The organism is Pedobacter foliorum, from assembly GCF_013266735.1.
GTDB lineage: Bacteria > Bacteroidota > Bacteroidia > Sphingobacteriales > Sphingobacteriaceae > Pedobacter > Pedobacter foliorum.
The window spans coordinates 50274-72482 of record NZ_JABSNU010000016.1; the positions used below are offsets into that span (position 1 = coordinate 50274).

18 protein-coding genes are annotated in these 22209 nt (G+C 37.1%); 4 read left to right on the forward strand and 14 right to left on the reverse strand.

The genetic code is table 11. From position 1 onward, the window contains the following. Nucleotides 1–374 precede the first annotated feature (374 nt). The 5 genes from HQN83_RS22130 to HQN83_RS22150 form a co-directional block, all read right to left on the reverse strand. Nucleotides 375–1067, reverse strand: coding sequence for an SGNH/GDSL hydrolase family protein (locus HQN83_RS22130; RefSeq protein ID WP_173093448.1), 693 nt, complete (start codon nucleotides 1065–1067; stop codon nucleotides 375–377). A gap of 26 nt (nucleotides 1068–1093) precedes the next feature. After that, the gene (locus HQN83_RS22135; protein ID WP_173093450.1) at nucleotides 1094–2338 is read right to left on the reverse strand and encodes a sugar MFS transporter; all 1245 of its coding nucleotides are present in this window, start codon (nucleotides 2336–2338) and stop codon (nucleotides 1094–1096) included. 48 nt (nucleotides 2339–2386) lie between these two features. Continuing rightward, nucleotides 2387–4660 (reverse strand): GH92 family glycosyl hydrolase, encoded by a 2274-nt coding sequence (locus HQN83_RS22140; RefSeq protein ID WP_246254568.1) that lies wholly within the window; start codon nucleotides 4658–4660, stop codon nucleotides 2387–2389. Between the two features lie 648 nt (nucleotides 4661–5308). After that, nucleotides 5309–7471, reverse strand: a complete 2163-nt coding sequence (locus HQN83_RS22145; protein WP_173093452.1) for a S46 family peptidase — start codon at nucleotides 7469–7471, stop codon at nucleotides 5309–5311. An 86-nt stretch (nucleotides 7472–7557) separates the two neighbouring features. After that, nucleotides 7558–8064 (reverse strand): GNAT family N-acetyltransferase, encoded by a 507-nt coding sequence (locus HQN83_RS22150; protein WP_173093454.1) that lies wholly within the window; start codon nucleotides 8062–8064, stop codon nucleotides 7558–7560. 95 nt (nucleotides 8065–8159) lie between these two features. Here HQN83_RS22150 and HQN83_RS22155 point away from each other — a divergent pair, with 95 nt between their 5' ends. Then, nucleotides 8160–9599: an aminotransferase-like domain-containing protein gene (locus HQN83_RS22155; protein WP_173093456.1), complete on the forward strand. Its 1440-nt coding sequence runs from the start codon at nucleotides 8160–8162 to the stop codon at nucleotides 9597–9599. Between the two features lie 2 nt (nucleotides 9600–9601). On the opposite strand, the gene HQN83_RS22160 is transcribed toward HQN83_RS22155, so the two are convergent. The 8 genes from HQN83_RS22160 to HQN83_RS22195 form a co-directional block, all read right to left on the reverse strand. Then, nucleotides 9602–10369 (reverse strand): LytR/AlgR family response regulator transcription factor, encoded by a 768-nt coding sequence (locus HQN83_RS22160; RefSeq protein ID WP_173093458.1) that lies wholly within the window; start codon nucleotides 10367–10369, stop codon nucleotides 9602–9604. 2 nt (nucleotides 10370–10371) lie between these two features. Then, on the reverse strand, nucleotides 10372–11463 hold the full coding sequence (locus HQN83_RS22165; protein WP_246254569.1) for a sensor histidine kinase: 1092 nt from the start codon (nucleotides 11461–11463) through the stop codon (nucleotides 10372–10374). A gap of 37 nt (nucleotides 11464–11500) precedes the next feature. After that, entirely contained in the window at nucleotides 11501–12484 is a 984-nt protein-coding gene (locus HQN83_RS22170; protein WP_173093462.1) for an NAD-dependent epimerase/dehydratase family protein, read from the reverse strand. Nucleotides 12485–12499: 15 nt separating this feature from the next. Further along, nucleotides 12500–13294, reverse strand: coding sequence for an SDR family NAD(P)-dependent oxidoreductase (locus HQN83_RS22175; protein WP_173093464.1), 795 nt, complete (start codon nucleotides 13292–13294; stop codon nucleotides 12500–12502). Next, nucleotides 13281–13841 carry a DUF6904 family protein gene (locus HQN83_RS22180; RefSeq protein WP_173093466.1) on the reverse strand — a complete coding sequence of 187 codons (561 nt, stop codon included), beginning with the start codon at nucleotides 13839–13841 and terminating at the stop codon, nucleotides 13281–13283. Before HQN83_RS22180 ends, HQN83_RS22175 begins: the two co-directional genes overlap by 14 nt. A 97-nt stretch (nucleotides 13842–13938) precedes the next feature. Then, on the reverse strand, nucleotides 13939–14796 hold the full coding sequence (locus HQN83_RS22185; protein ID WP_317172532.1) for a ThuA domain-containing protein: 858 nt from the start codon (nucleotides 14794–14796) through the stop codon (nucleotides 13939–13941). A gap of 135 nt (nucleotides 14797–14931) precedes the next feature. After that, nucleotides 14932–15111, reverse strand: coding sequence for a hypothetical protein (locus HQN83_RS22190; protein WP_173093468.1), 180 nt, complete (start codon nucleotides 15109–15111; stop codon nucleotides 14932–14934). Between the two features lie 454 nt (nucleotides 15112–15565). Beyond that, nucleotides 15566–18709: a TonB-dependent receptor gene (locus HQN83_RS22195; protein ID WP_173093470.1), complete on the reverse strand. Its 3144-nt coding sequence runs from the start codon at nucleotides 18707–18709 to the stop codon at nucleotides 15566–15568. Between the two features lie 325 nt (nucleotides 18710–19034). Here HQN83_RS22195 and lpdA point away from each other — a divergent pair, with 325 nt between their 5' ends. The 3 genes from lpdA to HQN83_RS22210 all read left to right on the forward strand — a co-directional run bounded on the left by lpdA (nucleotide 19035) and on the right by HQN83_RS22210 (nucleotide 21781). Next, nucleotides 19035–20423 (forward strand): dihydrolipoyl dehydrogenase, encoded by a 1389-nt coding sequence (lpdA, locus tag HQN83_RS22200; RefSeq protein WP_173093471.1) that lies wholly within the window; start codon nucleotides 19035–19037, stop codon nucleotides 20421–20423. 69 nt (nucleotides 20424–20492) lie between these two features. Beyond that, nucleotides 20493–21341: an MBL fold metallo-hydrolase gene (locus HQN83_RS22205; RefSeq protein WP_173093472.1), complete on the forward strand. Its 849-nt coding sequence runs from the start codon at nucleotides 20493–20495 to the stop codon at nucleotides 21339–21341. Between the two features lie 110 nt (nucleotides 21342–21451). After that, a complete protein-coding gene (locus HQN83_RS22210; RefSeq protein WP_173093473.1) occupies nucleotides 21452–21781 on the forward strand; it encodes a YegP family protein in 330 nt (109 codons plus the stop codon). Nucleotides 21782–21956: 175 nt separating this feature from the next. Here HQN83_RS22210 and HQN83_RS22215 read toward each other — a convergent pair whose 3' ends face one another. Continuing rightward, complete coding sequence (locus HQN83_RS22215; protein WP_173093474.1) at nucleotides 21957–22172, reverse strand: helix-turn-helix domain-containing protein; 216 nt, start codon at nucleotides 22170–22172, stop codon at nucleotides 21957–21959. Nucleotides 22173–22209 lie beyond the last annotated feature (37 nt).

Here is a 22209-nt window from a genome sequence, read left to right on the forward strand (position 1 = left end):
TTATAATAAATTTTAACCGGACAGCCGACTTACAAATGGCTGCAATATTTGGCTTCTGAAATATTATTTTCCTGAATATTGCAGCTATAAAGAGTTAAGAATGCTAAAACACGAATTATAATCTAATTTTCTCCGGACAGCCGGATTTAAATAGGAATTTTAAAAATGGGAAAAACAGAGGGCTTGCTTTTTCAAAAGACAAAAAAAACACTGTTGTTAGCTTAATTTAAATGATTTAATGGTGTGTTTAGATTTTAACCGGACAACAGTGAATTTATTTCAGGATGACGGGCGTATTAAAACGAGTGCTTAAAAAAAGAGACTATATTGCAATACAGTCTCTTTTTTTAAGCCAAATTATCAACAGAATCTTATTATTTCTGCTTTAATGCTTTTGCTATCCCCTGCTCAACAAGTGGTTCCATTATAGCATAACCTGCTTTATTTGGATGAATACCATCCTCTGCCAAGCTCTTAGGCAAGCCATTTCTTTCATCTTTCATCGCCGAGAAATAATCAACATAAATGAGTTTATTTTTTTCTGCATAGGCTTTAATCCATTTATTCAGGGCAATTACCTTATCCGCAGGCTCAACTTCTGGTTTCCATGGGAAAGCGAAAGCAGGTAACACTGAAGAAAGCACTACCTTGATATTGTTTGCACGCGCTATCTCAGTCATAGCCGAGATGTTATCTTCAATCATTTCCAAAGTTGAAGGACCAGTATTACCGGCGATATCATTGATTCCGCAAAGCATTACAACAACTTTAGGTTTTAACGCCACTACATCCTGATGAAAACGGATTAGCATTTGCGGAGTAGTTTGCCCGCTAATTCCACGACAGATATAAGGTTTAACAGTAAAGAACTCAGGATGATTGTTTTTCCATCCCTCAGTAATAGAATTACCCATAAAAACGACTCTGCTTTCGTTCTTTGCAGGCGCGCTTAGTTTAGCATTCTCTTCCTGATATCTTTTTAAATTAGCCCAGTCCTGTGCCTGAGTGAATTGAATGGAGAATAAAATGGCTGGAATGACCAGCCATTTTTTAGAAATTATTTTCATACTATTTATTTGGTTAAAGTTATTTTCTAGTGTTTTACCTTATAGAATTTATAAGCAAACATAAAGATCACAATATAACAGATTATTGGCGTATAATATGCATGCGCTGTACCAAAAGAGTCTGCTACAACTCCCATTAGAAGTGGAAAAAATGCACCACCAACAACTCCCATTGATATAAATGAAGATGCTTGTTGCGTATGCGACCCCAGATTTTTAAGTCCAAGACTAAAAATAGTCGGAAACATGATACTAAAGAAGAAGTTGATCATCAAAAGCGCACCAAAAGAAATCATACCTAAGCCTTGGGCGACGATGATACACATAACTATATTGCCCAATGCAAATGCAGCCAACAACTTGTTAGGTGCAATAAAACGCATAAGGAAGGTACCAAGAATACGCCCAACAAGCATCATACCCATAAAAAAGAATCCCATGACATAAGATGCTTTAGATGAGCTAAAGCCAACTATTTCATGAGTATAGTTAATAAAAAATGCCCATGTTCCGGCTTGTGCAGCAACATTAAAGAATTGAGCAGCAACCGCCCAAACAAAATGTTTGTGTGCAAACAACTTCTTACCTGGCTCAACATCAACGTTAACCGCATCAGCATCAGCTGAAGAAACTACGTGAGGATCTATTAAATCTGGTACTTTAACAAAAGAAAATGACACTGCAACAAGTAGAATAACAGTACCAATAACAGCATACAATACCTTAACAGATGTAAGATCGGTACTTCCTTCAACATTGTTAGACAACAAAAAATACCCTCCTATAACCGGCCCAATCATAGTGCCGACTGCATTAAAAGTCTGTGCAAAATTGATACGCAAGTCACTGGTCCGCTGATCTCCTAACGAAGCAACAAATGGATGTGCAACTGTTTCAAGAGTAGACAATCCACAACCAACAATAAACAATGCGATCCCAAAAAAAGCAAAAGAAGAAACATTAGCCGCTGGAATAAACAAAAAAGCCCCCGCAGCAAAAAGCGACAAGCCTAAGAGCACTCCTTTTTTATACCCAAAACGTTTCATAAATAATCCCGCAGGTATCCCCATCACTGCATACGCTCCAAAAACTGCAAACTGAACAAAGCCTGATTGAAACTTAGACAAGCTCATGGTTTGCTGAAAATGTTTATTCAATACATCCGCCATTGTAATTGCAATACCCCAAAACATAAAGAGGGACGTAACAAATACCATAGTTACCAAGAATTTCTTCTGGGTAAGGGCTACTTTAACTTTTAATTCACTCATGGTTCTATAATAAATGGTTAATTTATTGGTTGTTTGGTTAGTTTATAATTATTTGCTCTGCTCTACACCCCAGCTTTTATTTGGTTTAGGCCCCATTTCCAGTTCTAATTTGCCACCTGCAACTAATTGCTCGTGAGTAAACCACGGTGTATTTAACACTTGTCCGTTGAACTTAGCACTCTGGATGTATTTATTTACAACTGAACAATTGTTCGCTATCAATTGGAATTTCTTTCCGTTTGAAAGATCTATGCTAACATTTTGAAATAACGGACTTCCGATCGTGTACACTGGAATACCTGGAGTAACAGGATAAAATCCCATCGAAGAGAATACCACAAAAGCAGTCATACCACCCCCATCTTCATCTCCTGGGATACCAAATACATTATCCTTAAACCAGGTATCTAAAAGGAATCTGATGCGCTTTTGAGTTTTCCATGGCGAAGCAGTATAATTGAACAAGTAAGGAATATGGAAGCTAGGCTCGTTACCCATAGAAAACTGACCAACCATACCTGTTGCATCCGGGAACTTGGCCCAGTTCTCATATTTACTTCTACCAAGTGGCTCTCTATAAAGCTGATCTAACTTATTCTCAAAGCTTTTTGCACTACCAAACAAACCAATCAAACCTTTAACGTCTTGTTGTACCTGCCATAAATAAGTCCAGCCGTTATTCTCGTCATAATAATCTCTCCCGCCCATACCACCGTCAAACTTAGGATCAATATCTACCCAATTGCCATCTTTATCTTTTGGTAAAAACATTTGAGTTTTGCTATCCCATAAGTTTTTGTAATTGTTACTTCTTGCGATAAACTTAGTGTAATCTTGCTCTTTTCCAAGTTCTTTAGCCATTTCCGCAACAGCCCAATCATCATAACTATGACCTAAGGTTACAGCAACAGCCTGACGTTTTTCCCAGCTATGTACACTTGGATCAGTTTCTTTTTCGTCCTTTTTCAAAGATGGGAAATAGCCTTTTGCATAATAGAAATCTTCCAACTCACCTTTTGGACCATTTTTCCATGGCGACATTGTCGCTTCGTTTGCATTTTTAAGCATTCCTTCATAAGCCGTTTTAACATCAAAGCTTCTTATCCCTTTGCGATACGCATCAAGAAAAGTAATTGAAGAGTGAAATCCATTCATACAAGGATTATCACCAAACAACAATGGAAATGTAGGCACCCAACCACTTTGCGTATACATGTTTACGTATGAGTTCATCATATCACCCTCTTGTTCAGGGTTCAAGATTGTACGAAGTGGGTGATGCGCTAAATAAGTATCCCACGACCAATCGTCAACATAAAACGGACGTGTAGTTTTATGAACTTGCTTGTCATAGCCGCTATAATACTGGCCGTCTTCGGTTATATCAACCATACGCTCGTAGCAACGATACAAAGCAGTATAGAATGAACGCTTTTGAGCCTCAGTACCACCAACTGTTTTAATTTGGTTAATTACCTTTGACCAAGCTTCTTCTCCTTTTTTAACTTGCTGTTCAAATGTTGAGTTTTTCAACTCGTTATCGAAATTCCTCTTCGCTTGTTCAGCACTTACATAAGAAATGGCATACTTAAACTCTATAGCTTTTGGTGCATTTTTAGAGAAACTTACCCATGCTTTTAAGTCTTTATCATTAACAGAATTAGCAGCAACAGCTTTCCCTTCTTTTAAACCACCCAATGTAATATCAGTATTAAAAGCACCATACATGTATACTTTAACATTCCCACTATAGGTTTCAACACCGGTTATTTCTTTCTTTGAAATTGATTTATACTCATGCTCTCCACCATTAAACACATCAAGCAATAGGCCTTTTTCAGTATTCGTAGGAAACTCAAACCTGAATATACCTGTCTTTTTTCCAGGCGTAAAATCAACTTTTATTTCTTCATCAATTAACCAGGTGGTATAATACCAAGGGCGATTGATTTCCAAATCATGATCATAAGTCATTCTTTTGCCCCAATCAGATGCTTCAATAGCCTTAACAGTTGGCTTGATAGCAAAAACTTGCCCCATTCTATGAGAAACAACATTTAAAGGGAAGCTGGAAATCTGATCAGACATGTAATCAGATCTTTGTGGAAACATCCTTATCATTTGATTAGGAAGTTGTATTGTTGGTCTGGTAGGCTCCAAAAGCTGACCTACGTTCCCAATTAATGGGTCGACATATTTTAGGTTACCAGTTCCTTCATACTGGTTAACCTGGGCCATGGCTATACCCTGTCCAAAAAGCAAAGCCGCTGAAAAAGCAACCTTAAATTTGGACGTAATTGTTCTACTAAAAATTAAGGACATAATACTGATTAGTTTATAAGTTTGGTTCTTAAGTATTCACAATGTGTGCAACGCTAAAGATATAAAACTCATTCCATAAAAAAAGCATTATTTACGTTACTAAACCCTTATAGCAAACCAATAAAGCGCCATTAAAAAAGGTCGGCTGCAAATGCAACCGACCTTTTTTAAATTTATCGATGACAGATTGTTTAAAGCTGTCGTCATCCTGAATTTATTTCACTGTTGTCCGGTTAAAATCTAAACACACCATTAAATCATTTAAATTAAGCTAAAAACAGTATTTTTTTTTGTCTTTTGAAAAAGCAAGCCCTCTGTTTTTCCCATTTTTAAAATTCCTATTTAAATCCGGCTGTCCGGAGAAAATTAGATTATAATTCGTGTTTTAGCATTCTTAACTCTTTATAGCTGCAATATTCAGGAAAATAATATTTCAGAAGCCAAATATTGCAGCCATTTGTAAGTCGGCTGTCCGGTTAAAATTTATTATAAAACTTTCTCCGGACAACAGTGAATTTATTTCAGGACCTCGCACTCGCTATTCCCCCTTTCTCTTGAGGGGTCCTGAAATAAATTCAGGATGACGATCGATTCAGCACCACAGCAGATTCAGGATGACGAGCAATTCAGCATGAGGATCTCTCCCCTTTACTTCCTCAACTCCAACTCATCAATCAAGTTCTTAGCACCACCAAGCACATCAATACACCATAACACATAGCGCACATCAACACAAATCGTACGTTTAAACTGCTTATCAAAAGCGATATCACCGCTCATTGCTTCCCAGTTACCATCAAATGCCAAGCCGATCAATTCACCTTTACCATTAATAACAGGCGAACCAGAGTTACCACCCGTAATGTCATTATTAGTAATAAAGCCAACCGTTAAAGTACCATCATTACCATACTGACCAAAGTTCTTTTTATTATAGTTCTCAATCAGGTTAGCAGGTAAATCAAACTCACTATCACCCGGAATATATTTTTGCATTACCCCATCAATAGTGGTAGTAGTTTTATACACAATACCGTCCTTTGGAGAATAATCCTGCACATTACCATAACTCAAACGCATTGTAGAATTCGCATCAGGATACATTAATTTCCCTGCATTTTTCTCTAGAATTGCTTTAAGATATAAGTTATCCAATTCCTCTTTTTTACTTTCAAAATCAGCGACTACAGAACCGAAGTTAGTCTTCACATAATCAGGAAGGTAAAGATTAACTGCATACTTATACCCTGGATCATTTTTAATCGCATCAAGAGAAGGATTAGAAGCAATAAATGCTTTTAATTTCTCTGGCTTAATAAAATTACTGTTCTCCCAAAGGTAGTCCGCATACTTCTGGAAAGTAGCTTGAGGATTTCCCGACCAATATTTCTCAGCAATATCACTAAAAAACTTAGGCTGAGATTTTACAGGAACATCATTATAGAATGAAGCTAAAATCTGTGCAAAAATCTTTTTGTCAGCAGTCTCATTATAAGTTTCCTGGTAAGTATCGATAGCTTTAACAGCACCAGCTTTTACCTGAGCGGCAAAAGCATCATCACCTTTCTTTTGCGCTACCGCATTCCATCCACGACCAATTGAAATCGCATTTGGAACCCATGCAGAAGCTAAGAAACCTTCATTAATGTAAGTACGTTGAATAGATATCGGATCAATACTTTTATAAATCTGATCATATTGCTCCATTAAACCGGCAAATTCAGTTTTTTGAGCTGCCCATTCAGTAAATGCTTTTTCGTCTTTTCTTTTAGAATCAGCAACTTTTAAGCGTTTCAATTGCTCAGTCTGACCGATATAATACTTCCAGTAATTTGCGATGTTAGCATACTTAGAAGACAACTTTAAGCGTGTGTCTACACTTTTATCCATCTCCGCTTTCCACGCTTTAAGGCGAATATCACGAAGTTTAACGATAGTAGGACTTACTTTTTCAGTAGCCAAATCAACTCCGTAAGAAGTTAAATATCTATCGGTACGACCAGGATATCCATAAACAATTGAGAAATCACCATTCTTTACCCCTTTAATAGATACCGGTAAAAACTTCTTTGGTTTAAACGGAACATTTTCCGGTGAGTATTTTGCAGGAGCATTGTTTTTAGAAGAATAAACCCTAAACACAGAAAAATCTCCTGTCTGACGAGGCCATTCCCAGTTGTCAGTATCACCACCATATTTACCAATATTTTGTGGCGGAGCACCTACTAAACGAACATCATCAAAACGCTCGTAAACAAAAAGGATGAACTGGTTAGACTTGTAAAAATCCTTTACATTAGCCTCAATTGTTGGTCCTGTAATAGCTGCTTTTGAAATTGCACCAAATACCTCGAGCATTTTCGAAGACTTCTCTGCCCCTTTTAAACCTTTAGTAGCTTCATTTACCTGTGCAGTTACATCTTCCATTTTTTGAAGAAAACGTACAAACAATCCATCAATTGGCTTCTCTTCGCCATAGTTTTTAGCATAAAAACCATTATCAAGGATATTGTTTTGCGCAGTTGAATTTGATGCAATTGCATCATAACCACAATGGTGATTGGTAAAGATCAAACCTTTATCAGATACGATTTCTCCTGTACAGAAGCCACCGAAATGAACAATAGCATCCTTTAAGCTAGATCCGTTCGCATTATACAAGTCTTTGGCAGTCAATTTAAAGCCCTGCTTCTTCATTTGCTCATAGTTTTTACCTATCAGCATCGGGATCCACATCCCTTCATCTGCTTTTACAGTGTTTACAAAGGAAAACACCAATGCAAACAACAGCAGGTATACTGTTTTTTTCATGAAAAAATAATTAGTTAGTGATGCTGTAAAGTTAATCAATATCAGCACAAAACGACAACCCCAATCTATAAAGTGACAATCGGCGATTACGCCTTAATTTCGAACAGGTTAAGGCTTCCGCCCCTGTAGTGCAAAGGCAACTCCTCTTCAAATCCCATTACCGTAATCCCTTTATCCTCAAAACCACAGTTAAAATAGTAGTTATTCAGCTTATCATTGCCGGCGGTAGTATCCATTCTTACAAACTCCTTACCGGTTTCTTTTGCGTGCCCTTTAGCCCATTCTACAATTTGCTTAACAAAAGAACTACCCCTAAATGATGGATTGGTTGCTATACGATGAATATAAATTGAAGGATCAGCATCCCTTTCCTTCCAAATTAACGGATCATTATAAGTGATTACAAAAACACAGGCAATTACACCATCCACTATAATTTTGTACTGTCTCTGTTCTTCAATCTCTCTTTTAACAAGCGATCTTTCAAAGCCTTTCCAATAATTAATAGTTTGTTTCTTCTGATACTCGGTAGCATCATCATAGATTTTAAAAATAGAATCTAAATCGTTCTGGGTGCTGTGTAAAATAGTCATATCTGCACTGTTAAAATAATAAAACAAAATTGAACAATATAATTACACCAACACAGATACAATTTTATTAAATTTGACCAATACAGCTGTAACCTATGGAAATAAAGCAACAACCTAAATCAGCGCCTTACTTATACCTTCAAATAGCTGCCCGCATCGAGAAACAAATCATGAGCGAGGTGCTAAAAGCAGGCGACAAACTACCTTCTGTAAGGATGCTTTGTCGAGAACTTGGCCATAATATGAGTACAGTTACGCAAGCCTATTATGAGTTAGAAAGCCGATCATTGATTGAAACAAGGCCCAGATCTGGTTATTACGTTTCTGTTCCTCCTAAAAAACGTTTAGCTGTACCCGGAACGAGCAACCCCTCTGCCGAGGCTACGCTGCATAATCAGGATGACCTGATTACTAGGGTCCATAAGGATAGCGAAAACCCTAATGTAACGCTGCTTTCATTAGGAGTGCCCGACAAAAGCCTCCTTCCTATTGCAAAGTTAAACAAGGGAATGTTGCAAGCCATGAGAACACTGGATGGTAGCGGAACTGCTTACGATCATGTACAAGGGAACGATAAGCTAAGAAGAGAAATTGCAAAATGGTCGCTCTCCTGGGGTGGCGATCTTGACGATACAGATATCATAACTACCTCCGGCTGCATGAACGCCGTTGCCTACTGTTTACACGCATTAACCAAACCCGGCGACACGGTAGCTGTTGAAAGCCCTGCTTATTTTGGCATCCTTCAGCTTACCCAAACCATGGGGTTAAATGTTTTGGAACTGCCAACAAATGCAACTACAGGAATAGAACTTGAAGCTTTAAAAAAGGCTTTAACACAGAACAAAATCAAGGTATGTCTGTTGATTAGCAATTTTAACAACCCTTGTGGCGCCTCTATGCCTAATGAACATAAAAAAGAAGTAGTTAAATTACTGGAGCACTTTAATGTGCCCTTAATTGAAGATGATCTTTATGGCGATCTTTATTTTGGCAGCAACAGACCAACCACTTGCAAAACATACGATGAAAGTGGAATGGTGCTTTACTGCAATTCCATATCTAAAACACTAGCTCCGGGCTACAGAGTTGGCTGGGTTGCCCCCGGAAAGTTTAAAGATCAAGTGTTGAGATTAAAACTGAGTCACTCTATTTCCTCTACCACAATCACTTCCGAAGTTGTTGCCGATTTTTTAAAGAATGGTCGCTACGAGAACCATTTAAGAAAAATACGCCAGATACTCCACAACAACAGTATGAAGTATAGCCGTGCCATTGCCAATTACTTTCCGGAAAGCACGTGTGTAAGCCGACCCGAAGGCGGTTATTTTTTATGGGTTGAGCTCGATAAAGACATCAATACGCTCGATTTATATGAACGTGCAATAAAACACAACATAAGCATTGCTCCCGGAAGAATGTTCAGCTTGAAACAGCAGTTCGATAATTGCTTAAGATTAAGCTTTGGACTGCCATGGAGCGATGAGTTAGAAAAGAAAATTAAGCTACTAGGAATACTGATTAACAAGGGATAGCACTATGGAGAAATAGTCTGTCCCTCAAGCCAGGCCTTAAAACCACTAACCCGTTCCCTACTAATAATCGCTTCTACATCAACTGCCGGTTGCAATTGCAAAATAAACCGGCTATTATAATAGGTGGTAATTTTTTTAATCGCATCAATATGAATAATCAGTTTCCGGTTAATCCTAAAAAACAGATTCTTATCCAACATTTTCTCAATCTGATCTAAAGAATAATCCAAGGGAATCCTCTGATCCGTCATTGTAGTAGCCCATGTTAACCCATCAGCAAAGTAAATATGTGCAATATCTTTGGCCTTAACATAAATAAGCTGATTGTTGATTTTACCTATAAAACGCGTGTTTTCGCGCTTTGAAAACTCTTCTGCAATTTTAGAAATATTAACCCCTGAGTTTGCCGGAAGCTTAAAATATTCATATTTCTCAATAGCTCGCTTAAGGTCTTTTATATCAATAGGCTTCATCAAATAATCAACACTATAAACCTTAAATGCCTGTAAAGCAAAACTATCATAAGCGGTAGTAAAAACTATAGGAATCTGAACATCTCTCCTTTCAAACAGCTCAAAACAATTACCATCCGACAGCTGAATATCCATAAATATCAAATCAGCTTTACTAGCCTGATTGTCGAACCATTTAACCCCATCCTCAACAGATTCAATTATAGCCACCACATCAATTTGAGGCAAACACTTTTGCAGAAGCTGAATCAATCTTTCGGCGTTATGCCTTTCGTCCTCAAATATTACAATCTTCATAATCAAATATTATAGTCCTCATAATTACGTATTATTGGTAAACGCACAGTAAATGTATCTTTTGTTTCGGTTACTGTAATTCTTTTATCACTTGTTAACTCATACCTTTTGCTAATGTTATCAAGGCCAACACCAATAGAATTCTGAATACTGGCACGTTTCCTTAAATCATTGGAAACAACCAGATAGTCGTCCTCATCCATAATACAAATACGCAAGGGATCATTAGCCGAAAAACGGTTATGCTTTACAGCGTTCTCTACCAGCATTTGTAAGGTTGCCGGAGGCACCATACCTGTACACTGTACCTCCTCGCTAATGTTTATATGGAACTCTATACTACTCTGATGCCTTATTCTTATCAGAAAAGAGTAAGACTCTAAAAACTCCAGCTCCGTTTTAATGGTTACCAGATTATCAAATTTCTTATCCAGTATATACCTGTAGCTTTTAGCCAACTGAGTAATATACTCGGCCGACAAATCCGGACTTTTATACACTAAATTGGTAAGCACACTAAGTGAATTAAAGAAAAAATGAGGATCTATCTGACTTTTCAATACATCGTATTTGGCCTGAATATTCTCGCGCATTAGCCGCTCGGCATTCAACTGCGATTCTTTCCAGTTTTTATAATAAAGTACCACCCCATTGTAAGCAAGCAATAGCAGATAGAAAATGAAAGTACCAAAGTTTAAATCGTAGCTAAAAGCTACAAACTGATTCCAGGCTTCATATTTTTTAAATAAAACGATGTCAAATACCGAGTAACAAAGGCCAAACAAATAAGAGATCAGCAAACCATACAACAGCAAACTGATACACAGAAACAACAACTTAGAAGAAACACTTTTATTAAAAACATTTCTTTCGATGTACTTTGAGAGCCACACTGCCCCCTCCCATGCAATCAACCCGAAAACAATGTACAATACACTAAAAGCCTGTCCTCTAAATAAAAACGAACCAATCTCGTGCGGAAACGTCAGGTCAAAAGATTTAAATATCAGGCTAAAAGTATAAAGCACCAATATCCTTAAACCGTATTTGAAGTATTTGTTCTGAAAAATCTGTTCAGCCTTGGCAGGATTCATCCTTAACAGCATTATTATAAAACCAATTAACATAGTATTAGCAGTAATTATTTTCTTTAAACCATGTTAATGCACTCCTAATAGCTTTGTCTATTGGAGTATATTTTACGAATAACTCCCTTTCAGATTTTTTGCCAGAATAGTAGTTGTATAAACACAGCATATAAGCCGAAGAATAAGTCAGCTTACCAGATGTTTTGCTTAATACTCCAACCAATGTACCCATTATTCCTATCATTTTTAAAACCAATTGAGGGATACGAACCATCGTAGGATCTTGTCCTGCTACCCCATTTAACAACTCAAAAAACTCTTTATAGGTTAAATTCTCTCCGGCCAGCAAATAGCAATCGCCTATTTTGCCCCTTTCCAATGCATTTGCTATTCCAGTGCATACATCATTTATGTGTACAAAGTTTTTGCCTCCCGGCGGATAAAAAACAAGCCGCTTATTTATGCCATGCAGTATGATTTTTCCGGAACTTGGCTTTACATCATATTGCCCAATCATAAAAGTCGGATTAACAATAATTGCCTGCAGATTCTTACGCTCAATCTGCTCCAGAACATACTGTTGAGCTATATATTTACTATTGATATACCCTGAATTTACATGAAGCAGCGTAAAAGAATTTAACTCATTAGCAGGCTTAGCCCTATTACCCGGGCCAATGGTATTGGCCGTACTAACATGGATCAGCTTTTTTACATTATGCTGCAAACAAGCATTTACCACATTTATAGTTCCTTGTACATTAATTAACTCATACTCCTTAAAAGTTACCGCCCATTGTTGTGTTATAGATGCCGTGTGTACCACATAATCACATCCTTTTACAGCCATTAATACCTCCTGCGCGTCGCTGATATCGCCATGATAAATCTCACAAGGAATATCTGCCACTACACTGGCATCAGCTGTGCTTCTCATCATTAGCTTCACCTCATAGCCGCGCCTAAACAATTCACGGGCAACGTTAGAACCTAAAAAACCGTTGCCTCCCGTTATTAAAACTCTCATTATTCTTTCGGATTTTTATTTAATTGCTATTTCCTTTTTGACCGCGCGGGATACTATTCTAAGCTTTGTTTCTAAGGGTAAAATTCCCATCAGCCTATGATTTATCTTATTCCAAAAACCGGGAATAATTATGGCCTTATTAAGCTTTGTTTGTTTCAGCGCAATGCGAACAATTTCGGAGGTTGTTAGCAATCCAATTCTTCCTTTTGCACCTTGCCCCATTATCCTTGTAGATACGCCTGAATTTGTCATTATTGGCCCAGGGTAAACCACGCTAACCGACAAATTGGTATCAAGCAATTCTTCTCTTAAACCCAACGAAAACGAAGAAATAAATGCCTTTGATGCAGGGTACACTGTTTTATAAGCTATCGGAGTAAAAGCAGCCATGCTTGAAACATTTAGGATATAGCTTTTTTGATGCTTTAGCAAATGAGGCAAAAGCATTTGAGTTATTGACACCATACTCCGGATGTTAACCTGCAAAATTCTATCCATTGCCTCTAAAGAGCTCTCCGTAATAGAAGCAGTACCACCAATGCCGGCATTGTTAATTAAAAAGTCGACCTCAAAATTTTCAATAATATGATTCAATTTTTCTATAAGCAAAATGCCATCGGTAATATCAAATTCAAATACCTTAGCATCAATTTTATATTCAAGAGCAAGACTCTCAGCAATAGAAGCCATATTGCTCCCCGGCAGCGCAACCATAATAATATTCCTACCCATGGCCGCGCATTGAACAGAAAACTCTTTTCCCAAACCTGAACTGGCCCCGGTTATCAATGTATATCTAATGCTTTTCATCGTGTTTAATATCAACAATGGCCATTAAACAATTAAGATTACCATACACACTTCTCTTTCTTAAATTTTGCACATTACAGCTAAAACTCTTTATGAACTGTTTAATGTTTACGTAAGAGAACCTTTTCCCTAAATAATTACTGATAATCTGATATTCTTCTTCGCTAACCGTAGCTATTGTTTTGCGGGTAATATATTCCAGCAATCGCATGTTGATTTCATCCAGCTCATCTGTTACCACATAATCGGCCAAATACCTTAGCAAGTTGCTAACCATCAACAGCTCTATCCAACTGATTTCTAATCCGTAGCACACAACCCTATTTTTATGAATTATTTTTTCCTCGCGAAGAGCGACGCCGGTATAAGCCTTTTCCAGACACTCCAAAAAGTCGACCAACAGAGTTGAAACTTCTGTATCTTCCAACTCGTAATCAACAATTAGCATGGTTACTTTATGCACCGTTCTGTGCAATGAAATCAAATCAGAAGTATCGCCAAGTATCTTTACTCCAGCTCCATTATTAAAAAGACATCCTGTTAACATAAATCAGCTTATTACTTATCTGTACAAAGCTGTAGATATGCGGATTAAGAAAAGACAAATAACTGATGAAGCGTAGATATTTCGCCTTGAGTTGTACTTATTTACTACCGAGCCAAATTAAGCTATTGATGATTAGTTTATTCTGAATTTCATTATCAAATGTGAATGATAACTCTTTGTTATGTGGTGGGTGCTCATAATCAATATCGTTATGCCCCATATTCACATAAATCATTTTATACTTGGTATTTGTCCACACTACCGGATAATATCCGCTATGCCAAATTTCGTAAGCTTTAGGCCCTGTTCCTAGCGGAAAACTACTGCTATCAATAGACAATAGTATTTTAATATCAGGGTTCTTAGTAAGATCATTTGACCATTTATACCACTCATTAGGAGCCGTTTTAAATGTTTGAGGCAAGTTCTTAGTGGCAGGGTGCTTTTTATCTTCTACCTTAAGGATGGCAGATGTTGGTCGCCAGGTATTGCTACCATAAGCCCCAGAGCCAAGGAACTTATTATGATACCAATCCCAATTTTCTGGAAAATCTGAAGGTGATAATGCAAAAGCAGAAAAGTGAAAGCCCATCCATGCCCCTCCATGTTTCATATAATTTTCGAATGCTTCACGTTGTTCCGGCTTGTCTGGTCTGGTATCTAAAAAGAGTACAACCTGATACTTGGAAAGAAAATTTGCATTAAGATTATCCCAGTTACTGGTAGAATCATAGCTGAAATTATACTTTACGCCCATTTTTGGGAACCATTTATTGGCTTCATGGACATAGCTTATATGTGCCTGATCGTTTTTACCGGTATAAAATGCAATTACTTTAAATTTAGGACTACCAATCTGGGCATTTGAAAAAAGGAAAAGGAAGCAAAATATGCTGCATACAAACACGCTTTTTAATAAAGCCTGAGTACATAAAAAGGAATAGGTTCGGTTCACAATTTGGAGGCGTTTATTCTTAACTTTATTGAAAAGAATTGGCTTACAAATCCAAATTACTAAATTTAATTAGCATTAGCTATTGAGGCATTTATCACATTTATGAGTAGTTGAATTAAAACTTGTTTTTAGATGCTAACTGCTCTCTTCAATTTTCTCAAAAAACTGTTTTAGTTCATCAAAAAATATCAGTGTTTTAAGTCTTTCTTCAGTTTCAACCTGAACTGCAGCATGGCCGGCCCATCCGCTATAAAGTTTGTCAAGCATCTCGTGGATTTCTTCAAAAGAATGCTCATCAAAGAATTCCCTTGTCATCACGTGTAGTTTTTCTGATTCTCTAATTTCTAATGGCATGGCAATTCCTCCTTATATTTTTCGGACCTCGACTGTAACTTATTTGTTGTATAACGCCAAAAAAAACAGAAATGATATGACCAATTGTCATTTGATTAAAAATTAACTAATAACCCGGTGGCCCTGCTATTTAAAGGAAAAAATTTAAAGCATCTGTAAACCATTGCGAGGAAAAACGAAGCTAATTGGGCTTAGGAGTCAGTCCACATTCATCGTGCGCTGAATGTGAAATAACATCAGCGTCACCTTAGTCCTCTATTAATTTCCTAACAGTTAAATTATTAATTGCATCAACAGGCTGAAAACAACCAAGCATCAGTTAATGCCCTAGCTTAATTGAATTAAAAGGTGTAAAAAAAAAGGCTAAAACATTTTTTAAGATGCTTGAGCCTTTTTAAGCGGATATTAATCCTTGTTAGTTAAACAAATATCTAACTCCGATTTGTCCTTGCCATCTTGAATCGAAAGATTCTGTAGAGGTATTAGCAGGAGTTGTTGGAGAGAAGTTGAATCCTTTTGCTGATGAATTGTATGAAATCAACTGATAAGCCTGGTTACCGTAGCTGTATTGACGACCCCATTTCTTATTTAATAAGTTGGTGAAGTTAAATACATCAAACGATAATTGTAAACGGTTTTTAGTTGAACCAATCATAGTACCAATATCTTGCATTACACGTAAATCAACTTGGTGTTGCCAAGGCAAACGAGCACCGTTTCTTTTCGCATACTGACCTCTGATAGTTTTAAGGTAAGAATCGTTGTTGATGTAGGTATTTAATGCATCCCATTGCTCTTGTGGAGTATAGGTTTTAATAACTGTACCTTTTGCATCTTTAATATCAAGTTTCACCATATTGATATCGCTCATTGTTCTAGGAACAAACAATAAATCGTTACCAAAAGCTCCGTCACCATTTAAATCACCATTGTATAGGTAGGTAAAAGGTGTACCTGAAGTACCTGCATAGAATATAGAGAATGTAGTACCACTTGCTTTTTGACGGCCATAGTTAAAGGCGTATGATAAGCTACCTAAAATTCTATGACGAACATCCTGATTAGAATAAACTAGATCTGGGTTATTAGGATCGTTAACGATCTGAACAAACTCCCAGTTAGATTGAGCTGTACTGTTAGCACCAGAGTTTACATCTTTAGACTGACCGTAGTTATAAGCTACAGTAGCAAATAAACCATTAGTAAAGTTTTTCTTCAATTCGGCAGTTAAGCTATAAGAATAACCTTTGCTTGTATTATCTAAAAGATAAGCACCAGTATAAGTTGGATCTACTTTGTTAGCGTAAGCTGGACGTAAATCTGCTCCGTTACTTAATGCAGAGCTAATTGTTGTACCTTTTGCTTTAACATTTAGATCTTTGTAAAGAACGTTATTTACAGTTTTAGAGTAAATACCTTCTAAAGTACCTACCATACCTGCAGGTAATTTAAAATCAGCCGCTAAGTTGGTACGGAATACCTGAGGTACTCTAAATCTAGGGCTCATTAAGTTAACCTGGTAAGTATTTCCAGCTGAACCAACTGTAGATTGTTTGTTTGGATCAGGCTCAAAACCTGCATTGTTAGCTGCAGTTCCAGATAATGCAATAGATTTATAATCTAAACCAGTATTTCCATATTGGTTAGAGAACCATACGAATGGAGCACGACCGGTAAATAATCCACTACCACCACGTACTTGAATTGTTCTGTCACCAGTTGCATCCCAGTTAAATCCGATACGAGGAGAAACTAAGATTTGTCCGCTTGGTAAGTTGCTTGTACCATAACCTGGGAACGAAGCTGCAACAGCTGGGTTATTAGCTGGTTTATCAAAGAATAAAGGAACATCTAATCTTAAACCTGCAGTTAATCTGAAAGTAGGATCAACCTGAATCTCGTCTTGGAAATAAAAGCCTAATTGAGCTGCTTTAAATGCCGCAGGTGGAAGAGTACCAGCAACTGAAGGATAAGTAACGTCGATATTTTTTGGTTTATCCTTATAGAAATCATCAAGATTATCAAAACGGTAACGACCTCTATAGTTGTTTACGAACAAGTTACTGAATTTGAAAAACTCATTGTGTGTACCTAACGTGAAAGTATGGTTACCTGCTAATAGTTTTAAGTTGTCAGTAAATTCGACAACATCCTGATCAAGTGAGTTTGCTGTAGAGCTTCTTTCTGAACCGAATTGAAGCGTGCTTCCAGCTTGTCCGCCCCAGTTTTGAATTTCAACTTGTGGGAATAAAGAACCGTTTGTAGCACGTGAATCTCTGATTCTTGAATAACCTACAATAAGGTTGTTTGATAAGTTAGAGTTTATTTGAGATCTTAACTCTAATACACTGATGTTTTGACTGTTCTCGAACTTATAACCATTATTTCCTAAACGGAAGAAAGAAGGGCTTCTGCTAAGGTTATCATCAGATGCTTTAATATAGTTATGACGTAAAGTTAATTGGTTTTTGCTATTGATATTCCAATCTAAACGTGCAAAGATCTTATCACTTTTAGTTTCTTGATCAATTTTATCAAAGCTACCAACATTGTAGCCATATGTTTTTTGAACAAAATCAGCTAATGTATTAGCATCAGATGCAGAAAGCATTGCATTTGCATCGCCAACATTAAATGATGTAGGAACTTTATCTCTTGTTTGCTCAGCATTTACAAAGAAGAATAGTTTGTTTTTAACAATTGGAGCACCTAAACGGAAACCATATTGAGTCCTGTAAAAGTCGTTAGCTTTTTCTCCTGCAAAGTTTTTACCTACTAATTTTTGGTTTCTACCGAAAAAGTAAGCTGATCCCTCTACATTATTTGTTCCTGAACGTGTAATAGCATTAATACCACCACCTGTAAAGTTACCGTAGCTCACATCGTAAGGAGCTAAAACAACTTGAATCTCTTGAACAGCGTCAAGTGAAATAGGTTGAGTTTTTGCTAAACCACCCGGTGCCGGAGAACCAGCGATACCGAAAATGTCATTGTTCATGGCACCATCAATGTTGATGCTGTTGTAACGAGTACTTGATCCAGAGAAAGAGTTACCGTTTGCCTGAGGCGTTAAACGCGTAAAATCCTGTAAACTACGGTTTAAAGTAGGCAGATTTTGGATTTGCTCTTTCGAAATGGTTGTTGCAGCACCAGTTCTCTTGCTGTTCATAGTTGCATCTTTTTTACCAGATACTACTACTTCTTCAAGACTTTTGCTGTCGTCACTTAATACAACGTTTAAAGTGTAAGGATCACCTAACTTTAAATAAACATCAGATGCGGTTTCTTTTTGAAAGCCTACATAGTTTACTTCAATAGTGTATGGGCCACCTGGTCTCATGTTTGCAATGCTAAATCTGCCGTCGTTGTTTGTAGAAACAGAATATACAGTACCTGTAGGAACGTGTATAGCTTTAACACTTGCACCTGGCAAAGCTCCTTTAGAGTCTTTGACTGTACCCGTCATAGCAGATGTGGTTACTTGTGCATTTACTGCAGAAATAGACCCTACAAACGCTAAAACGATTACTACCATCTTGAATAGTAAAGATTTCTTCATATTGTTTTGTTTTTTTATGAATAACACTAAAAATTAGTGATATCGGCAAATTTAAATATTAATTTAATGCTCACTTTATTTTTCATGTTAAATAATTATTAAATATGCCAGAACTTTTCAACATTTAACACAGTAATTAAATATATAACCAACAGTTTATCAGTCGATTGTTTTGCAGTTATAATTCAACTAACACTTCAACATTACCGTCTCTTAATATTTCATTCTATTAAATCACTTGCTCAAAAATCTTTATGGAGGTATTAACGAACATTTTTTTTTATTTTTGGGCGTTTATTAAAGTTAAATTCCTTTATAATAAGATATGAACTACGATGTAATTGTAATAGGCAGCGGTCCCGGTGGATACGTAGCTGCAATCAGAGCTTCTCAGTTAGGTTTGAAAACTGCAGTTGTAGAGCGCGAATCCTTAGGTGGGATATGCCTTAACTGGGGCTGTATACCTACTAAAGCATTACTAAAAAGTGCACAGGTTTTTGAATACATTAACCATGCTTCGGAATATGGCATTAAAACCGCTGAAGCTGAGGCTGACTTTGCAGCAGTTATTAAGCGTAGCCGTGGTGTTGCTGATGGTATGAGCAAAGGGGTTCAGTTCTTAATGAAAAAGAACAAAATCGATGTAATAATGGGTTCGGGTAAAGTAAAACCTGGAAACAAAGTTGAAGTTAAAGCAGCTGACGGTTCTCAAAAAGAATATACAGCTACAAGTATAATATTAGCTACCGGCGGAAGATCGAGAGAACTTCCTAACTTAAAACAAGACGGTAAAAAAGTAATCGGATACAGACAGGCCATGGTATTACCTGAGCAACCAAAATCTATGGTTGTTGTTGGTTCTGGTGCTATAGGTGTTGAGTTTGCTTATTTCTATGCTACTTTAGGCACTAAAGTTACTATTGTTGAGTTTATGGACAACGTTGTTCCTGTTGAGGATGAAGACGTATCTAAACAACTATTGCGTAGCTTTAAGAAAGCTGGTATCGAGATCATGACTTCATCAAGCGTTGAGTCTGTTGACACTAGCGGTGCTGGTTGTAAAGTACAGGTTAAAACTGCTGCCGGTGTGCAAACTCTTGAGTGTGATATCGTACTTTCTGCTGCTGGTGTTGTTGCTAACATCGAAAACTTAGGTTTAGAAGAAACTGGCATCAAAACTGAAAAAGGTAAAGTAGTTGTTGACGAGTTTTACAATACTACTGTAAAAGGTGTTTATGCTATCGGCGATATCGTTGGTGGACAGGCATTGGCTCACGTTGCTTCTGCTGAAGGTATTATTTGTGTTGAAAAAATTGCTGGTCATAAACCAGAGCCTTTAGATTATAACAACATCCCAGGTTGTACTTATTGCAGTCCTGAAATTGCTTCAGTAGGTTATACTGAAAAAGCTGCTAAAGCTGCCGGATATGAGTTGAAAATTGGCAAGTTCCCATTCTCTGCTTCAGGTAAAGCTAGTGCTGCCGGTGCTAAAGATGGTTTCGTTAAGTTAATCTTCGATGCTAAATACGGCGAATTATTAGGTGCCCACATGATTGGTGCTAACGTTACTGAAATGATTGCTGAGATTGTTGTTGCCCGTAAATTGGAAACAACTGGTCATGAAATGATTAAATCGGTACACCCTCACCCTACTATGAGTGAAGCGATTATGGAAGCTGCTGCTGATGCATATGGTGAAGTAATTCACTTGTAATAACAAATATTACATTAACATATTTTGAAAAAGGCCACGTAATGTGGCCTTTTTCATTAATTTTAAAATATGAATTTACACACAATCAATACAGGTTTATTTAAACTCGATGGTGGCGCTATGTTTGGCGTAGTTCCTAAATCTGTCTGGCAACGCAGTAATCCGGCAGATGCAAATAATATGTGCACCTGGGCTATGAGGTGTTTGCTAATTGAAGACGGTGATAGATTAATATTAATAGATAACGGAATTGGTGATAAGCAGGATGAAAAGTTTTTAGGTCATTATTATTTGCATGGTGATGACACTTTAGATAAATCATTAGCTGCAAAAGGCTTCTCAAGAGATGATATCACTGATGTTTTTTTAACTCACCTGCATTTTGATCATTGTGGCGGTTCTATAACTCGCATCGGCAACAAACTTAGGCCGGCATTTAAGAATGCTTTCTACTGGAGTAACAAAAAACACTGGGATTGGGCTGTAAATCCAAATGAAAGAGAAAAGGCCTCCTTCTTAAAAGAGAATATCTTGCCGATTCAGGATAGTGGGCAACTTAGGTTTATTGAAGACACTGACGGTGTTCAATTTCATGATGGCATAAACATCCGCTTTGCGTATGGACATACTGACGCCATGATGTTGCCTCAAATCCATTACAAAGACAAAACGATTGTGTACATGGCAGACCTTTTACCTTCTGTAGGACATATTCCTTTGCCTTATGTTATGGCATACGACATGTTTCCTTTGCAAACGTTAAAGGAAAAGAAGTCGTTTTTACAGGAAGCGACGGACAATGGATACATCCTTTATCTTGAACATGATGCCGTTAATGAATGTTGTACTTTACAGCATACAGAAAAAGGTATAAGACTAGACCAAACTTTTGATTTAAAAAGCATTACCGCTCTGTAGCTAAAAAAACTGCTTCATAAACAAAATAAGAATAATCACTTTGTTTTGTTTAGTTTTTTATAAATTGGATTAATAAAACAATCTACTGTAAAACCAAATTAAAAAAGATTATGGGCAAATTTGAAATCACAACAAGAAAGAATGGAGAATTCCAATTCAATTTAAAGGCAGGAAACGGCCAGGTAATTTTAACTAGCGAAGGTTATTCGAGCAAAAGCGGATGTACCAATGGGATAGAGTCTGTAAAGAAAAACTCTCAGGATGACAGTAAATATGACAAAAAAACATCTACTAACGGCAAACCATACTTTAATTTGAAAGCAACTAACGGACAAATTATTGGCAATAGTGAAATGTATGAAAGTGTTGCCAGCAGAGACAATGGCATTGAATCTGTTAAAAAGAATGCTCCAGAGGCAGAAATTTCGGATTTGACCTAAATAATATTGCGCATCGTCATCCTGAATTCGTCATGCCGGCGAAGGCCGATATCAGGACCTCGCATAAGCAAGGTTTTCTTTCTCTTGAGGGGTCCTGAAATAAATTCAGGATGACGTGACGCTACAACTTCACGCAACATTAAGGTATGACGATGCGCTAAACCAAACACCGCCCCTACCCACCAGAATACCTTCGAAACTCCAATATATCTCCGGGCTGGCAATTCAAAGCACTACATATAGCCTCCAGAGTGTCCAACCTTACTGCCTTTGCCTTTCCGGTTTTCAATATGGAAAGATTAGACATCGTTACCCCTACCCTTATACTAAGTTCGGTTAACGACATCTTTCTTTTTGCTAACATCACATCTAAATTTATAATTATAGGCATAATATGATTTTATAATAAGTCACCAATTATGAATTAA

What these genes read in the sequence shown, in the direction of transcription:
- HQN83_RS22130 (WP_173093448.1), bottom strand. Translation starts at nt 1,067, where the DNA reads ATGAAAATAATTTCTAAAAAATGGCTGGTCATTCCAGCCATTTTATTC.
- HQN83_RS22135 (WP_173093450.1), bottom strand. Translation starts at nt 2,338, where the DNA reads ATGAGTGAATTAAAAGTTAAAGTAGCCCTTACCCAGAAGAAATTCTTG.
- HQN83_RS22140 (WP_246254568.1), bottom strand. Translation starts at nt 4,660, where the DNA reads ATGTCCTTAATTTTTAGTAGAACAATTACGTCCAAATTTAAGGTTGCT.
- HQN83_RS22145 (WP_173093452.1), bottom strand. Translation starts at nt 7,471, where the DNA reads ATGAAAAAAACAGTATACCTGCTGTTGTTTGCATTGGTGTTTTCCTTT.
- HQN83_RS22150 (WP_173093454.1), bottom strand. Translation starts at nt 8,064, where the DNA reads ATGACTATTTTACACAGCACCCAGAACGATTTAGATTCTATTTTTAAA.
- HQN83_RS22155 (WP_173093456.1), top strand. Translation starts at nt 8,160, where the DNA reads ATGGAAATAAAGCAACAACCTAAATCAGCGCCTTACTTATACCTTCAA.
- HQN83_RS22160 (WP_173093458.1), bottom strand. Translation starts at nt 10,369, where the DNA reads ATGAAGATTGTAATATTTGAGGACGAAAGGCATAACGCCGAAAGATTG.
- HQN83_RS22165 (WP_246254569.1), bottom strand. Translation starts at nt 11,463, where the DNA reads ATGAATCCTGCCAAGGCTGAACAGATTTTTCAGAACAAATACTTCAAA.
- HQN83_RS22170 (WP_173093462.1), bottom strand. Translation starts at nt 12,484, where the DNA reads ATGAGAGTTTTAATAACGGGAGGCAACGGTTTTTTAGGTTCTAACGTT.
- HQN83_RS22175 (WP_173093464.1), bottom strand. Translation starts at nt 13,294, where the DNA reads ATGAAAAGCATTAGATATACATTGATAACCGGGGCCAGTTCAGGTTTG.
- HQN83_RS22180 (WP_173093466.1), bottom strand. Translation starts at nt 13,841, where the DNA reads ATGTTAACAGGATGTCTTTTTAATAATGGAGCTGGAGTAAAGATACTT.
- HQN83_RS22190 (WP_173093468.1), bottom strand. Translation starts at nt 15,111, where the DNA reads ATGACAAGGGAATTCTTTGATGAGCATTCTTTTGAAGAAATCCACGAG.
- HQN83_RS22195 (WP_173093470.1), bottom strand. Translation starts at nt 18,709, where the DNA reads ATGAAGAAATCTTTACTATTCAAGATGGTAGTAATCGTTTTAGCGTTT.
- lpdA (WP_173093471.1), top strand. Translation starts at nt 19,035, where the DNA reads ATGAACTACGATGTAATTGTAATAGGCAGCGGTCCCGGTGGATACGTA.
- HQN83_RS22205 (WP_173093472.1), top strand. Translation starts at nt 20,493, where the DNA reads ATGAATTTACACACAATCAATACAGGTTTATTTAAACTCGATGGTGGC.
- HQN83_RS22210 (WP_173093473.1), top strand. Translation starts at nt 21,452, where the DNA reads ATGGGCAAATTTGAAATCACAACAAGAAAGAATGGAGAATTCCAATTC.
- HQN83_RS22215 (WP_173093474.1), bottom strand. Translation starts at nt 22,172, where the DNA reads ATGCCTATAATTATAAATTTAGATGTGATGTTAGCAAAAAGAAAGATG.